The sequence below is a fragment of the Phycisphaerales bacterium genome (assembly GCA_040217175.1).
GTDB lineage: Bacteria > Planctomycetota > Phycisphaerae > Phycisphaerales > UBA1924 > JAHCJI01.
In genome coordinates this window covers 1258139-1273337 of the sequence record JAVJNT010000001.1, presented here as the reverse complement: position 1 = coordinate 1273337, position 15199 = coordinate 1258139, and the positions used below count along the sequence as shown (strand labels likewise).

The window sequence follows — 15199 nt, the reverse complement described above, 5'->3', positions numbered from 1 at the left end:
GCAGGAGCTTTAGACCTCGTCCGGGCTCGCCTGGGTCACCTCGCCGGTTGCGAAGTCGTACGTGCCCATTTGCTTGATGGGCGGCGAATAGATGTGCAGCGTGATGAGGTCGACGCCCTTGGCCTGCATGTTGGCGACCTGATGGATGTCGTCGTCCTCGGCGGCGCACACGGTGCCGGGCTCGAGCATCCGCCGGCCCGTGGGGCACACCTTGCCGCACTCGGTCGGCTCGTAGCGAATCTCGGTCCCGCGACCTTCGATGACCTTGAACGCACAGCTCGAGCCCTCGTGGTCGTGGATCGGCGTGCAATCGCCGCTCCGCCAGCACAGGGCCAGAAGCTCGTACCACTGCCCGCGTGCGATCGTGTTGCGCCGATAGCCACGCGTGCCGAAGACGCACGCCGGAGCAATGTCGTGCCGCGTCAGGTCGAGGGCCGCCAGGTGTCGCTCGAGCTCGCCCAGGTCGGCCCGCTCGCGCAGCGACGCCAGGTAGCCGACGAGGTCGGCAAGCTTCGGCGTCACGGTGCAGGTGGTTTGGGGCGTGCTCATGATGCTGCAGAGTCAGTATACGGTGCCTCACCGCGTTCGCCGGATAGTTCAGCTTGCAGGGCCTCGGCCAGGTACGCATACTGAGCCGGGCTGTTGAACAACTGGGCCGAAATCCTCACGAAACGTCTCGGAACGCCGGCGGTCTCGCTCGCAATCGGGTGCAGTACCGGAACCTGGATGCCCCAGCCGGCGATGAGCCGATCCTGCAACGCGTCGGCGTACCGCGTCGGCCGCCCCGAGAGCTGCCCCCAGGCGTCCGCATCCGCCATCGGCAACTCGATCATCGCGATGCAGCCGATCATCGACGCGGGAGCCGGCGACTCGGTCCCAAGGGCGTTGCTCACGGTGCGCTGGCCGTCTACTGCACGATCATGGTTGCGTGTGCGTATCTGGTGCCAGGCCTCGTCGAGGCCTGCCGGATCGAGATCGAACGCTTTGGCTGGGTAGCGACGGGCGTGCCGATCGGTCGCGATTGCCGCCATGATCCGGATCGCCGCCGGCACCGCCAGCACCGACGTCGGATCATTCGTCCCCACGTAGTCGAACTCGGTGTGCAGGTGCGGACGGCCCTCGATCGGCTTGTCCGCGAGGTTCGACAGGATCATGGGCCGGCACCTTGCCCGCTGCTCGGGGTGTACCCACAGGATGGCCGAGCCCTTGGGCGAGCACACCCACTTGTGCAGGTTCGCCGCGTAGTAGCTCGGCGAGAGCGACTCAATGTCGAGGTCGACGTGACCCGGCGCGTGCGCGCCATCAACGATTACGCGGACGCCGCGGCCTTCCAGCTCTGCCACGAGCTCGGCAACCGGAAGCACCATGGCACTGGCGCTCGTGATGTGGCTGAGCAGCGCAATCCTCGTGCGCTCGGTCACGGCCGCCAGCACCGCGTCGACCACACCCTGCGGCGTCGCGCCCGGGAAGGGCAGTTTCGCCGTCACGACCTCCAGCCCCGCCGCTCCGGCCATGTTTCGGAGGTTGTTCGCGCACGCCGGGTACTCGTGGTCGGTCAGCAGCACCTGGCTGCCCTCGGCCGCCTGCCCGCTGGCGATGAGGTTGTGGATCGCGGTGGCGACCCCGGTCGTCGCGTTCGGGACGAACACCAGCCCGCCCCGGTCGCATCCAACGAACCGGGCCACGTCGTCGCGGACCCAGTCGATCAGGTCGAAGAGGTCTTCGGCGAAGAACCGCACCGGCTCGCCCTCGAGCCGCGCCCGCCAGGCCGCCTGGGTCTCGAGCACCGCCTGCGGGCACCCGCCGAACGATCCGTGGTTGAGGAAGGTCACGCCGGGCTCATGAATCCACCAGCGTGCCAGCGGGTCGGCCGCCGGAGGCGTGCGCAAGTGGTTCTGATGCCGTCCGTGGTGTGCCATACGCGGGTATCGTTGCGGCGTGATCGTCCGGCGTCTCGCAACGAGCCTCCTGATCCTCGCCGCCTGCGCCGCGGGCCTCTCCGGGTGCGCCACGCCCGACGAGCCCTGGAAGACGGGCCTGTGGAACGAGACGCCGCCCGACTACCCGTTCGTACCCAATCGCGTCCTCGTACACCCGCTCACGCGTGCGGCAGAGTCTCGCGAGGGCGACTGGCGACTCCGCGTGCACTTCTTGTTCCTCGATGCCTGGGAAGATCAGGTCAAGGGCCTGGGCCAGGTACAGGTGCAGTTGCTCGCCGACGGCGAAGTCGACGGCGACCGCATCGAGCCGGTGGCGTGGGAACAGATCAATCTCAACGACCTGGCGACCAATCGCAGCCATTATGACAACGTCACGCGCACCTACGTGCTCGAAGTCCCCCAATCGGCGATGCCGGAATGGCTGCCCCGAGCCCTCGAAGAGCTCGAGGCCGCACGCCTGGACGGCGGCGTCGCCTACCGCAGCTTCGCCGGGCGGCTCACCATCCGCGTGGTCTATCGAGCGACCATGGCCAATGGCGAAGAAGTCGTCGCCAGCAACGACTTCGTGCTCGCGCCGGGCTGAGTCTGCCTAGTTGCCTTCGTCGTCGATGATTCCCTGCCGGCGGTACTTCTCGCGGTATCGATCCCGAAGTACCGTCTGCTTGTTGCTCAGGTCGACGCGGGCCCCATCGATGTACGCCGCCTCGATGCTGCTGGTCATCTCCAGCGGCGTGCCATCGGTCAGGATGAGCGTCGCGCTCTTGCCGGCCTCGATGGTGCCGTACTCGTCGCCGATGCCCAGGATCTGCGCCGCGTCGCGCGTGATCGACGCCATCGCGTCGGCCTCGTCGAAGCCCAGGTCGCGGCCGTACGCCACGGCCATCGCCGCCTCGTACGGCAGGTTGCGAACGTTCTCGTCGACGTTGCCCGGCGCCAGGCACCACCGCACGCCCGCCGCATCGAGCCGTGCGGGCAGCGTGAACGCCTCGTCGTAGTCCGCGTCGCCGCGCCTCGGGAAGTTGTGCACGCCCTCGACGATGACCGCCACGTCGTGCTTCTTCAGAAGTTCGGCCAGTAGCGGTGCATCACGGCCGCCCTGGATGATCACCTCCAGCCCGCGCCCGGCCGCCCACGTCACGGCCGACTGGATGCGCTCGACGCTGTCGGCGTTGATGATCACCGGCGTCTGCTCTTCGGCGCTGGGCAGGAGGCTCTGCATGGCTTCCATTCGCAGATCGACGGGCGTTGCAGGGTCGGCAGCCCGCGCATCGCGGTAGGCCTCCGCCGTGTCGAAGAGCGCATCGATGCGGCCGATCCGCTCGCGCACGTCGTTGGCCGAGAGCGACTGCCCTCCGCCGAAGGGACGGTGCCGATCTCGCACGCTCGGCCAATTCAGGATGATGCCCGCGTTGGCGTTGGCGGTCATGTCCTCCCACGTCCAGCCATCGAGCTTGATCACGCCCGCCTGCCCGCTCACGAGCCCGCCGGTGGGGAACGTGCCTGCAAGCAGGATGCCGTTGCTCCGCGCCACCGGCAGCAGCGTCGAGTCGGGGTTGACGGCCACCACGGCCCGCACCTCCGGCTTCACGCTGCCGGTCTCGCTGTAGTCGCGCATGGCCCGGACCGAGCCGATCTCGGTTAACCCCAGCCGCGTGATGGCCGCGATCATCCCCGGATACACGTGCATCCCGGTACCGTCGATGATCCGCGTCGTGGCGATGAACATGCGCTCGCCAGAGCCCACGCCCGTGATCTCGCCGTCCTCGAACATCACCCAGCCGTCCTCGATCGGCGCCTCGCCCTCGACCATCGTGTGGATGGTCGCGCCCGTGATGGCGATCGGGTGATCGGGCACCTCGCCGCGGGGCGTGAGGTCCTGGGCCATGCCGGCGGCCGCCAGCGCGAGGGTCGTCAGCGTCGTGATAGCAGTGCGCATCAGCGGGCCTCCCGTTCCATCATCTCGAAGTACTCGGCGGGGATGACGCCGCACGCGCCGCACAGGCTTGCGCCAGCGCCGCCACGTCCGTCGTGCCCGTAGAACCACGCGTACACGCCTCGGCGGCCGGGATCTTCGTCGTCCTCTGCCTCGTCGGTTCCGTTCTCCGGCTCGGGTTCGTCTTCCTGTTCGGGCAGCTTGGCTTGCTCACGCATCAGCTTCTGGATCAGCCGCTCACGCTCGCTGGCGATCCGATCGCGGTGGGCCTTGTCCTGCTCCAGGCTGAAGTACTCCCGCCCGTCCACGTACACCCGCTCGGCCCGGCTCATCGTCGAGAGCGGGTCGCCGCTCCAGATCACCAGGTCCGCGTCCTTGCCGGCCTCGAGCGAGCCCACGCGATCGTCGATGGCGAGCTGGATCGCCGGATTGATCGTCACGAACCTGATCGCCTCTTCGGGCGACAGCCCGCCGTACTTCACGGCCTTGGCCGCCTCGACGTTCATCCGCCGCGCGAGCTCGTCGCTGTCGCTGTTGAAGCTGACGTTCACGCCCGCCTCGTGCAGAATGGGGCCGGCGTACGGGATGGCGTCCTGCACCTCGACCTTGTACGCCCACCAGTCGCTGAACAGGCTCGCGCCGATCGAGTGCTCCCGCACCGCCTCGGCCACCTTGTAGCACTCCAGCCCGTGCTGGAACGTACCGATCTTGAAGCCGAACTCCTCGGCCACGCGGCACAGCATCAGGATCTCGTCCTGCCGGTAGCTGTGGCAGTGAATCAGCCGCTCGCCCGCAAGGATCTCGGCGAGTGCTTCGAGCTCGGTGTCGGTCCGGCCGCTCTCGGTCTTCATTCCGTTGGCTGCGTACTCACGCGCCGCGACGAACCGGTCGCGGATCAGCGTCTCCACGCCCATCCGAGTCTGCGGGTAGCGACCGGTGAAGGTGCTGCCCCAGTTGCTCTGCTTCACGTTTTCGCCCAACGCGAACTTGATGCCGGGCTTGGCGCCCTCGAAGTGCATGTCGGTCGGGTGCACCGACCCCCAGCGGACCTTCTGGATCACGTTCTGCCCGCCGATGGGGTTGGCCGAGCCGTGCAGCGTGTTCACGGTCGTGACCCCGCCTGCGAGCTGGCGGTACCAGTTCACGGGGTTGGGGTCGGTCGTGTCGCCCATGCGCACCTCGGCGGTCACGGCCTGGCCGCTCTCGTTGGTCCCGGCCGTCCACGTACCCGTGTGGCTGTGGGCGTCGATCAGGCCGGGCGTCACGTGCTTGCCCCGGGCATCGATCACGATCGCATCGCGCCGGCTCGGGGCATCGCCCTGACCGATCGCGGCGACCTTGCCGTCATTGATCGCAATCCACCCGCGATCGATGATGCCCCGGTCGCTCACCGTCCAGATGGTGGCGTTGGTGATCAGCACCGAGCCCTGCTCGGGGATCGCAGCGACCGAGTACGCGCCGAACGGATATCCGCCCAGGTCTTGGGGCGGCAGGTCAGCATCTTCCTCGTCCATCGCTTCTTCGTCCGCGGTCTCGTCCTCGTCCTCGGATGCGGCGCGCGAGCCCGTAAACTCGAACGCCACGCCATCCGGCCGGGCGCCCGCGCCCACCATCTCGTCGCCAACCACCGTGCCCGTCAGCGTGAACACGCCCGGCATGCCGAACGGCTCGTGGTCGAATAGCACCGTCAGCGTGTCGGCGGTGCGATCGAGCACGGCCTTCGTGCTGGGCTGGTCCTCGCCCTCGGCAACCTCGGCCACGGGGTCGGTGATCGTGCCCTTGCCCTTGTCATCGACGGCCAGATCGAGCCGGAATCGGCCGGCGAGCGTGAGCTCCCACGTGCCCTCGAGCGTTTCGAGCTTGGGCAGGTTGATCTGGTGGCGGCGACCTTCGACCCACACGTCGAGGATCGTCGTGTCCTTCTCGAAGATCGGCCCCGTCGCGACGATGACGTTGCCCAGCATGTCGGGCGCGATTTGTCCGACCTCGCTCGACACGCCCAACAGGTCCGCCGGCCGCGTCGTCAGAGCCGCGAGCGCGTCGTCCTCGCTCAAACCCATCTCGATGGCTTGCCGCAGCAGCTTGTGGAAGCCGCCCCGCCCGCCGATGCCGCTGGGGATCTTGCTGCTGGTCAGCACGATGTCGAAGCCCGCGTCCTGCAACCGCCGGGCGTTCGTGGGCGCCTGCTCCCACTCCATGAGCGTGTTGAGATCGATCGCCTCGGTGTCGGCGATCGCCTTCACCCTCGGCGCCTTGGGGAACCGCAACGGAACGATCATCGCGAGCGCGCCGTCCTCGGCCGCCCGCGCAAAGGCGTCGAGCCGCTGATACTCGCTGCCGCTGCCGACGATCACCGCCGGTCGATTGAACTCCCGCGCCATCGAAACGCCGCGCAGCGCCTCGAGCTCGCCCGGCACGTCGAACCACAGCGCCACCTCGCCGTCCTCGAGCGGCGTCAGCGCGTTCTTCGCTACGTCGTCCTGCGAGGCCTGCCATTGCGCGTCAAGCAAGGTCTGCCGCACGAGCGCAATCGAGCCCATCTGGCTCGTCGGATACGCGCGGCTGCCCCAGCCGCTGCTCTCGAATGCAACCACCTGCCCGACCGAGTCGCTGAGCACCAACGGCCGGTACCCGCTCGCGTCGTCGGACGGCTCGCCAAGCGAGATCACGGCGTTCGAGCCACGAAGGATGCCGCTGCCCGGCGCGATGCCGACGGCGCCGAAGCCCAGCTTACGAAGGCTCGAGCGAGCGCCCGAATCGATCCACGCCGCGTCGAGCGCAGAGCGCTGCGGCGTGACCAGGCTGCTCCAGTGCACGCCCGGAGATCCCGGTTCGCCCGGCGACGGTGCGTCGACCTCGTAATACGCCTCGACGAACGCCGGGTACAAGTGCAGCCCGCTCGCGTCGATGATCGCGAACCCCGCCGGCGGCTCGCCGCCCTGCCGATCGACCAGCGTGATCCGCCCGTGCTCGATGTACACGGTGCCCTCGAACGGCGCCTCGCCCGCCCTCGCGTGCACCGTGCCGCCCACCAGCGCGAACCGCGCAGGCTCGGCGTGCCGCGGTCCGTTCGGTCGGTCGGCTAGGGGAGAATCGCTCGTCGTTTGCTGGGTGGGCTGGGCCAAGGCCGCGCCGCCCACGAGCATCAGGCCGACAGCCAGCACGCGCCGGACGGCAGATCGCAGGGATGTGTTCATGCCGCCAGCATAGCAAGACGCGGGTGCCCGGGCGGACGCGTTTTCCCCGATCAGTCCTGTGAATTCGGCCGCTCGCTCGCCCTGGGCGAGACGCCGGATTCGAGCGCAAAGCTCCGCTCGGCCTTCCGAGCCTGCCGCACGCCCCGCGTCTCGTGCACGCGGAGCGTCAGCAGCAAGCCGCCCGCGAAGAAGCCCGCCAGCAGCAGCAACGACGCGGTCTCGCCAGCAAATCGGGCCACGATGCCGAACCCGAGCACGCCCACCGCGCCAGCAAACTTGTACACCATGCCCCAGAGCCCGAAGAACTCGGCCGTCCGGTGCTCGGGCGTCAGCCGGCCGACCATCGACCTCGACGCCGTCCCGATGCCCCCCAGCCCGAAGCCAAGCCCGTTGCCCACGACCCACACCGGCCATTGTGGCCCGCCGTGCGGCCAGACGATGCTCATCGCCACCATCGCCAGGCAGCTCACCACCCACACGCCCAGGTAGAACAGCACCGTCACCTTCGCACCAACACGATCCTGGAACGTGCTGGTCACCACCGCCGCGATGCCCGCCGTGATGGTCAACTGAGCCGTAAACACGACCAGCAGCTCGTCGGTGAAGTTAAAGTCCCGCGCGATGATCGCCGCGAAGGCGATGAACGTCTGCACCCCGAACCCGTATACCAGGAAGGCAATCAGGAACCGCCGGAGCTCGCCGAACTGACCGGCGCCGGCCAGCGACTTGCGCACCCGCCGCACGGCCTCTCGCAACGGGTCAACCGCCTCGATCGCCGGCCGACAGTCCTTCTTCAGGATCACCCCCGGCGCGATGATGCCCAGCAGGAACCACACCCCCGCGAACACGAAGAACACACGCCAGCGACCGGGGTCCTGCAGCCCGAATGCCAGCATCATGCCCAGCACGATCGCCAGCAGCGACAGGGCGCCCACGTAGCCCATCGTCCAGCCAATCGCGCTCACACGCCCGATCGTCCGCCGCGTCGAAACGCTCGGCAGGAACGACGCCAGGAAGTTCTCGCCCACCTGGTAGCAGATGTTTGCGGGTATGTAGAGCGCCGCCGCCAGGATGACCATGCCCGGCCCCACGAACCCCAGCATGCACGTCAGCACGCCGCACGCCACACCCGTACTCATCAAGACGAGCTTGCGCCGGCCGCGGATATCGCCCCACGCTCCAACGAACGGGCTGACGAGCACCACGATCAGCAGCGACGTTCCCTGCATCAGCGACCAGGCGAGCTTCCCGCTCGCCTCGGCCTCCTGCACGCGGTCGTAGGCATCTTGAACCTCGGCCGGCGCGGCTTCCTTCTCGAGCTCATTACTCAGGATCCGCTCGACCTGCTCGGCCACCGCCCCATCGAGCACCGGCTGCGGCACGACCACCCGCGTCACGTACACGCTGAACAACAGGGTGATGATCAGCAGCGTGAAGCTCTGATTGGCAAAGTCGAACATGCCCCACGCCCACACCTCCTTGCGGTTGGGCAGGCCATGGAACGGGTTGAGCTTCACGATGCGCTGCCCAGCAGGCGTTTCTGAAAGAACTCGACCTGCAGGTTCTTCGCTTCATTCGAGAATCGCCCGAAGCCCAGGTGCTCCTGCGGCGCGCCCGTTTCGGCCCAGGTGGTCAACTCCACGAGCTCGGGATCGGCGCCCTTCGCCTCGTAATGATCGCGCAACCGCCCGATGAATCGATCCTGTACCGAGAACGGCACCAATTCATCCGCTTGGCTGTGCAGCGCAAGAAGCGGCAGCGGCTCGAATCCGTCCAGGTGCGCCATCGGGTCGACGGCCTCGACCGCCTCGCGCGCATGGTCCACGGGCCAGCGGCCCTCGCCGCCGCCCTCGGGGAAGTACAGCCCCTCGAGCCACCCCGTCGTCGCCTCGACCGCGGCGCACGCGAAGCCGTGCGGCTCGCACAGCCGACGTAGCGTCACCATGCCGCCCGCCGAGATGCCGCCGATGCCGAGTCTTCCGCCATCGAACATCGCCCCGTGCGGTCCACCCAGCAGCGACTCGAGCACCCGGTCGACCTCCGGCAGCGCCGCCGCGAGCATCTCGACCGTTCCCTCGGCGTCCTGCAGCCGCGCCTCGCTCCGATCGCCGTGCCCCGGCAGGTCGATCGCACACACGGCGATGCCCGCCCGGATCAGCCGCAGGTAGCGACCCGAGTCGATCTCCTTGCGGCTCGTCCGCCCGTGCATCCACAGCACCAGCGGGGCGCGGGCCTCCCAATCCGGGTGAGCGATCAGCGCCGGCACGCCGCCCGCAAGCGTCTCGAACCGCGTCCGCTCCTCGAGCGCACGGGCCAGCTTCAGCATCGACCCCGGGTACGAGCCCATCAGAGCACCGCGGCCCGGCTCGGCTCGGGCTCGGCGGTGGGGGCGTAGTCGAGCCCCGCCGCCTCGGCCCACGCCGCCGCCCCCGAGAGCTCGAGCGTGCAGCCCGCCGGCACATCGTGCCCGCGCGCCCGCAGCCACGCCTCGGCCCGTGCGCTCTGCAAGTGCCGCGCACTCTCCACGCTGTCGACGCCCGTGGGGTTCTTCGTGGGCGCGAACTCGTGCGCGCGCTCGACCCGCATCACCATCGACTGCCGCGCGACCGGGATCGCGTCGAACACGAACCGCTCGAGCTTCACCGCGTTGGGCTCGCCCGGCTCGACGAACGAGCCCGTATCCGCATCCACGTGCGGCACCTTCTTGAACGCCCGGTGGAACGGCAGCGCCGCCTCGCCCGCGTCTTCCACGGCCCGCAGGAACGCGACCGACGCCGCATGGATCGCAACCGATCCCGCCTCGAACCGCAGCTTCCCGGATGCATCGGTCGCGCCCGCTAGCTCCTCAGGAAGATCCGAATACTCGACCACCCGCGTCTTTCCGTCGCACACCGCGAACACGCCGACCTTCTCCGAGGCGTCCGCCTTGGCCACCATCTTGCTCGAGAACTCGCCCGAGCTCGGCGCACCGCCCGCGCCCGCATGCGCGCCGAGGAACACCGGATCCACCGGCGTCACCAGCGGGTTGTCGACCTGAAAGTAGCTGAGCTGCTCCACGCCCTCGCGCTCCAGCCGATCCAGCTCGCCCGAGCGCGTGAGCGCCCGCACGACGCCCCCGTGCCCATCGGGATTCGTCGCCAGCGTGCCCTTTCTCGCCAGCAGCAGCCGCCCGGTCCTGGGGCAGAAGCTCGGCATCACCCCCTGCTCGAAGAAGCGGAGCTGCCCGCGATCGAGCCCCAGCCAGTCCCGCGCCTCGAAGAACGCCAGCGTCTGCCCGTGGTTTTGCGGGCTGGTCATGATCAGCCACGGGATCGGCCGCCCCGCCCAGGCGCCCGCCGACCGGATCTGAGCGGCGAACACCTCGAACAGCGTCCGCCCGCTCGCCGGCCCGATGGGCAGCGTGCCCTTGGGCCCGTCGAAGCCAAGCCGCGTGCCCTGGCCGCCGGCGACCGTGAGCGCCGCGATCTTGCCGGCCCTGATCATCTCGAGCCCCGCCGCCCGTGCTGCCTCACCGTCGATCGCCCGATCGCCCGCGGCGCCATCCACGCCGCACACCACCGGCGGCTCCATGCTGCCGAACGACTCGGCAGCGCCGGCATGCCGGTACCGCTCGATCACGCCCGGCAGCGCGTCCCAGTCGACCGCCGCGAGCTGGCGCGCAAACGCCGCCTTCGCCGCATCATCGAGTTCGTCCACGTACGCCAGCAGGTGCCCCTGGCCGGCCGCCTCAACGGCCGGGGCGACGTCTTCGAGCGTGGTGTGAGCGGGCGGTGAGGTGGTCATCGCGCGAGTCTTCCTCTCTCAACTGGGCCGGCCATCGCCGTCACTTTGCGGCGGCCGGGCGATGGTAGAGCCCCGCGGGCGGTTTACGATCCCGCCATGCCCACCCACGCCCGGTCCTCCAGCGCCGTCGCCAATCCCATCACCCAGCCCCCGCAACTGCCGCTCATCGCGCCCTCGATCCTCGCTGCCGACTACGCCCGACTGGGAGAAGAGTGCCGCAGCGCCCTCGACGCCGGCGGCGACATGCTCCACTACGACGTCATGGACGGCCACCTCGTGCCCAACCTGGCCCTGGGCGTCGACATGCTCGCCTCGCTCAAGGCCGACCTGCCCGACGCGTTCTTCGACGTCCACCTCATGATCGAGCGCCCCGACCTCTTCGCCGAGCCCTTCGCCAAGGCAGGCGCGGGCCACCTGACGTTCCACGTCGAGGCGCTCGCGGGCAGCGTCGCCCGAGACCTGTTCGAGAAGGTCCGCTCGCTGGGCATGTCCGTCGGCATCGCCATCGACGGCCCGACGCCCGTCGAGAAGGCCGACGACCTGCTGCCGCACTGCGACCTCGTGCTCATCATGGCCATCCGGGCCGGGTTCGCGGGCCAGGCCTTCGATCCGGCCGCGCTGGACAAGATCCGCCACGTCCGTCGCCTCGCCCCGGACGTGCGCATCGAGGTCGACGGCGGCGCGGGGCCCATGCAGGCCCCGGGACTGCTCGAATCCGGAGCCGACGTGCTTGCGGCGGCCTCGGCGGTATTCAGGGTTTCCCCGGAAGATCGAGCATCGGTGATCTCCCAGATGCGTGGCGAATCGGGCAAGCAGTAGCGATCAAAAGGGCGACGGTCGGGGTTATCCGGTCGTAGGCATCGCATTCGGCGATCAGGATTCGTCAGGAATGCGATGCTTTGAGATCGGACCGGGCGTATCGACCCGGTACAGTTTGGGTTCCCGGGGTTGCGACCGGGACCCGCCGGCGGGATGATCGGGCTCGTGCCCACCTCTTTCGCCGGCCCTGCGAGGAATGCATGGCTACCCCTTCGGAAGTGAACCTGCTGCTCGTGCGGTGCTCTCGGACCGAGTGGGACGAGACCGGCCGCCTGGGCGGAGACTGCGACCTGCCGGCCTGCAAGGCCTGGGGCGAGGAACTGACCGCTGCCCTGCGCGACGAGGACCTGTCCGCCATCACGGGCATCCTGACCGGCCCCGACGAGGCGTCGAGCCAGACGGCCCACCACATCGGCAAGCTGACCGACAAGAAGGTCCGCACGTTCGACGACCTCCGCGAGATCGACTTGGGCCTGTGGGAAGGCCAGCGCATGGAGCAGCTCCAGGATCGCTTCCCGGGCGCCTTCAAGCAGTGGCGAGAAGACCCCACGTCGGTCGTTGCGCCACAAGGCGAATCGTTTGCCGACGCCGAGGCCCGGCTGCTCAACGCCCTGGCCAAGGGGCTCGACAAGCTCAATGGCAAGGGCAAGCACGTTGCCGTGGTCGTGCGGCCGATGGCCTTCCACGTGCTGCTCAACCGGTTCGAGGGCCGCGAGATGGCCGAGGGGTGGGACGCCACCGCCGCCGGCCCGAAGCTGGCGAGCCTGCGGGTGCGGCGAGACGAGATCGTGCCCGCCAAGGCCGTGTAGGGCGACGAAGCCCCGAGTGAGCCGCCGCCGCGGCCCGACACGTCCGAGAACAAAAACTGAATTCCCGGAGCTCCGATGGCCAACAATCGGTCCATGGCCTCAACGACTGCCACGACCGCCAAGCCGCGCACCTGGTCGGAACTGCGACCCGAGCGACGAAGCCAGGTGCCCGAGGGCCTGTGGCTGCGCTGCCCGGGCTGCGAGCAGCTCATCTACCGCAAGCAGATGGAGGCCAACCTCCACGTCTGCCCCGAGTGCGGCCACCACTACCGCATCCAGGCCGGCGAGCGCATCAGCCAGCTCGCCGACCAGGGCAGCTTCGAGGCCATGTTCGAGGACCTCCGCCCGAAGGACCCGCTCAAGTTCGAGGACCTCAAGCCCTACGCGGGACGGCTGGAGGCCGAGCAGAAGCGAACGGGCCGCCACGACGCGGTCGTCGCGGGCGTCGGCTTCATCAAGGGCCGCCAGGCGGTGCTGTGCTCGCTCGACCTCGGGTTCATGATGGGCTCGATGGGCAGCGTCGTGGGCGAGACGGTCACGCGGTCGATCGAGCTGGCGACCGAGCGCTCGCTCCCGGTCATCGTCGTGAGCTGCTCGGGCGGCGCGCGCATGCAGGAGAGCACGCTGAGCCTCATGCAGATGGCCAAGAGCAGCGCCGCCCTGGCGCGCCACGACAAGGCCGGCGGGCTCTTCATCAGCGTGCTGGCCGATCCGACCACCGGCGGCGTCACGGCCTCGTTCGCGATGCTGGGCGACGTCATCATCGCCGAGCCGGGCGCGCTCATCGGCTTTGCCGGCCCGCGCGTCATCCGCCAGACGATCCGCCAGGAGCTGCCCGAGGGCTTCCAGCGTTCGGAGTTCTGCCTCGAGCACGGCTTGATCGACAAGATCGTGCACCGGGCCGAGCTGCGTAACGAGCTCGCACGCCTGATCGACTACGCCGGCCTGTGACCGCCCAGGCCCGCAGCGCCGCCCTCGTGCGCCCGACCAAGGGGCTGCACTGGTCGCTCTTCGGCGCCGCCGCAGGGTTCGCGTACGCCGTCCTGGGCCTGCTAGCGAGCGAACCGCTGGCGTGGTGGCCCTTCGCGCTGCTGGCGCCCGTGCCGCTGATGGCCATCGTCCTGTTCGCCGCAAAGGCCGGCCGCCGAGTCATCTGGCGGACCGCCGCGGGCGCATGGGTCGGCTCGCTGCCGCTGTGGATCATCACCCACGCGTGGATGTTCAAGGTCTCGCCCGTCGGCTTCTTCCCGGGCATGCTGCTGCAGGGCGCGTGGGCGGGCGTATTCGTGCTGCTGGCGGCGATCGCCGTCCGCGGGCGCGGCGGGCCGGTCTTGACGGCTTGCCTGCTCGCGATCGCGTGGTCGTTCGTCGAGGTCTTCCGCGGCAGCGTGCTCTTCGGCGGGTATGCATGGCTGCTGGCGGGCCACCCGCTCATCGATGCGCCCATCATCTCCGCGAGCGGTGCGTGGGTGGGGGCGTACGGCGTGAGCTTCGCGGTTGCGCTGGTGGCGGCGGCGCTGACCCTGCTGCTCGGCTCCCGCGACGACCTCACACGCATGGCGACTCTGGCGATTGCGCCGCTGGCGATCCTGCTCGGGCTCGGATTCGTCGCGCCGAAGCCCGGCCAGCCCAGCGGCGCTCGCGTGGCCATCGTGCAGACGAACGTGCCGCAAGACAACCGGATGGCGTGGTCGATGGAAGACCAGGTCGCGCTGTTCGACGAGTTTGCGGCCATGACGCTCTCGGCGCGCGGCAACGCGGACGTGGTCGTCTGGCCCGAGACGATGCTGCCCGGCCCGGCCATCAGCCCGCAGGCGCTCATCGAGATGCGGCGTTTCGGGCTCGTCTTCGTCGTCGACCTGCCCGATCGCGACCAGATCGAGGCGACGTACTTCGCCGACGAGGCGCTGGAGTTGCACGGGGCCCTGGGCGTCCCGATGATCGTCGGCGCCACGGGCATGGATGGGCTGAGGCTGTCGACGGGCCCGGACGGCTCCATCGTGCAGGAGTACGACGCGCTCTACAACAGCGCGCACCTTTTTGTGAACGGCGGGCTCGAGGCGGCCCGGTACGACAAGCTCAAGCTGACCATCTTCGGCGAGGTACTCCCGCTCGTCTCGCGGTGGGACTGGCTTGAGGAGAAGCTGCTTCTGATCGGGGCCGGCGGCATGCGTTTCGATCTCGATGCCGGCGAGAAGCCCGTGTGGTTCGACGTGCCGATCGAAGGACGCGGACCGCTGCGGGTGGGCACGCCCATCTGCTTCGAGGTCGCGTACGCTGGCGTGTCGCGCCGGCTGGCGCGCGGCAACGGCGATCGCGTCGACGCGCTCGTGAACCTGACCAACGACGGCTGGTTCTCGACGAGCGACGCGGGACGCGCCATGCACCTCAAGCTCGCCCGCTGGCGGGCGCTCGAGAACGGCGTGCCCATCGTCCGGGCGGCGAACACCGGCATCTCGACGATCATCGACGCGCGGGGCGGCATCGCACCCACTGAGGCGACCATGCCCGAGGGTCCGGGCAACCATGCCGTCTCGACCGCGGGTACGACCTTTGCGACGCGCACGCCGCAGGTGGTGATGGGCGAGGTGCCGGGCCGGACGGTCCGCTCGACGCCGTATTCGGCCGTCGGGTTCTTGACGCCCTGGCTGCTGTTTGCGGCTGGGCTGCTGGTGCTGCTGCGGGGGCTCGCGTCGGGCCGGCGGCCGGGCTGAGCCG

12 protein-coding genes are annotated in these 15199 nt (G+C 69.2%); 5 read left to right on the top strand and 7 right to left on the bottom strand.

Features of this window, described 5'->3' with window-relative positions:
• Positions 1-9: 9 nt before the first annotated feature.
• Together RIA68_05510 and RIA68_05505 are read right to left on the bottom strand one after the other, a co-directional pair.
• On the bottom strand, positions 10-549 hold the full coding sequence (locus RIA68_05510; protein MEQ8316893.1) for a cysteine dioxygenase family protein: 540 nt from the start codon (positions 547-549) through the stop codon (positions 10-12).
• The gene (locus RIA68_05505; GenBank protein ID MEQ8316892.1) at positions 546-1919 is read right to left on the bottom strand and encodes an aminotransferase class V-fold PLP-dependent enzyme; all 1374 of its coding nucleotides are present in this window, start codon (positions 1917-1919) and stop codon (positions 546-548) included. The genes RIA68_05510 and RIA68_05505 overlap by 4 nt, the downstream gene beginning before the upstream one ends.
• A 19-nt stretch (positions 1920-1938) precedes the next feature.
• Between RIA68_05505 and RIA68_05500 the strand changes: the two genes are divergently transcribed.
• Positions 1939-2523: a hypothetical protein gene (locus RIA68_05500; GenBank protein ID MEQ8316891.1), complete on the top strand. Its 585-nt coding sequence runs from the start codon at positions 1939-1941 to the stop codon at positions 2521-2523.
• Positions 2524-2529: 6 nt separating this feature from the next.
• Here RIA68_05500 and RIA68_05495 read toward each other — a convergent pair whose 3' ends face one another.
• The 5 genes from RIA68_05495 to RIA68_05475 are packed head-to-tail and all read right to left on the bottom strand — an operon-like array spanning position 2530 to position 10853.
• Positions 2530-3876, bottom strand: coding sequence for an amidohydrolase family protein (locus RIA68_05495; protein MEQ8316890.1), 1347 nt, complete (start codon positions 3874-3876; stop codon positions 2530-2532).
• Positions 3876-7070, bottom strand: a complete 3195-nt coding sequence (locus RIA68_05490) for an amidohydrolase family protein (protein MEQ8316889.1) — start codon at positions 7068-7070, stop codon at positions 3876-3878. Before RIA68_05490 ends, RIA68_05495 begins: the two co-directional genes overlap by 1 nt.
• A 50-nt stretch (positions 7071-7120) precedes the next feature.
• The gene (locus tag RIA68_05485; GenBank protein MEQ8316888.1) at positions 7121-8587 is read right to left on the bottom strand and encodes an MFS transporter; all 1467 of its coding nucleotides are present in this window, start codon (positions 8585-8587) and stop codon (positions 7121-7123) included.
• On the bottom strand, positions 8584-9396 hold the full coding sequence (locus RIA68_05480; protein MEQ8316887.1) for an alpha/beta fold hydrolase: 813 nt from the start codon (positions 9394-9396) through the stop codon (positions 8584-8586). The genes RIA68_05485 and RIA68_05480 overlap by 4 nt, the downstream gene beginning before the upstream one ends.
• A gap of 20 nt (positions 9397-9416) precedes the next feature.
• Positions 9417-10853: a UTP--glucose-1-phosphate uridylyltransferase gene (locus RIA68_05475; GenBank protein ID MEQ8316886.1), complete on the bottom strand. Its 1437-nt coding sequence runs from the start codon at positions 10851-10853 to the stop codon at positions 9417-9419.
• A 96-nt stretch (positions 10854-10949) separates the two neighbouring features.
• Between RIA68_05475 and RIA68_05470 the strand changes: the two genes are divergently transcribed.
• From RIA68_05470 to lnt, 4 genes are all read left to right on the top strand, one after another.
• Positions 10950-11672: a ribulose-phosphate 3-epimerase gene (locus RIA68_05470; GenBank protein MEQ8316885.1), complete on the top strand. Its 723-nt coding sequence runs from the start codon at positions 10950-10952 to the stop codon at positions 11670-11672.
• 200 nt (positions 11673-11872) lie between these two features.
• Entirely contained in the window at positions 11873-12481 is a 609-nt protein-coding gene (locus RIA68_05465) for a histidine phosphatase family protein (GenBank protein MEQ8316884.1), read from the top strand.
• A 93-nt stretch (positions 12482-12574) separates the two neighbouring features.
• A complete protein-coding gene (gene accD, locus RIA68_05460) occupies positions 12575-13432 on the top strand; it encodes an acetyl-CoA carboxylase, carboxyltransferase subunit beta (protein MEQ8316883.1) in 858 nt (285 codons plus the stop codon).
• A complete protein-coding gene (lnt, locus tag RIA68_05455; GenBank protein MEQ8316882.1) occupies positions 13429-15195 on the top strand; it encodes an apolipoprotein N-acyltransferase in 1767 nt (588 codons plus the stop codon). The genes accD and lnt overlap by 4 nt, the downstream gene beginning before the upstream one ends.
• Positions 15196-15199 lie beyond the last annotated feature (4 nt).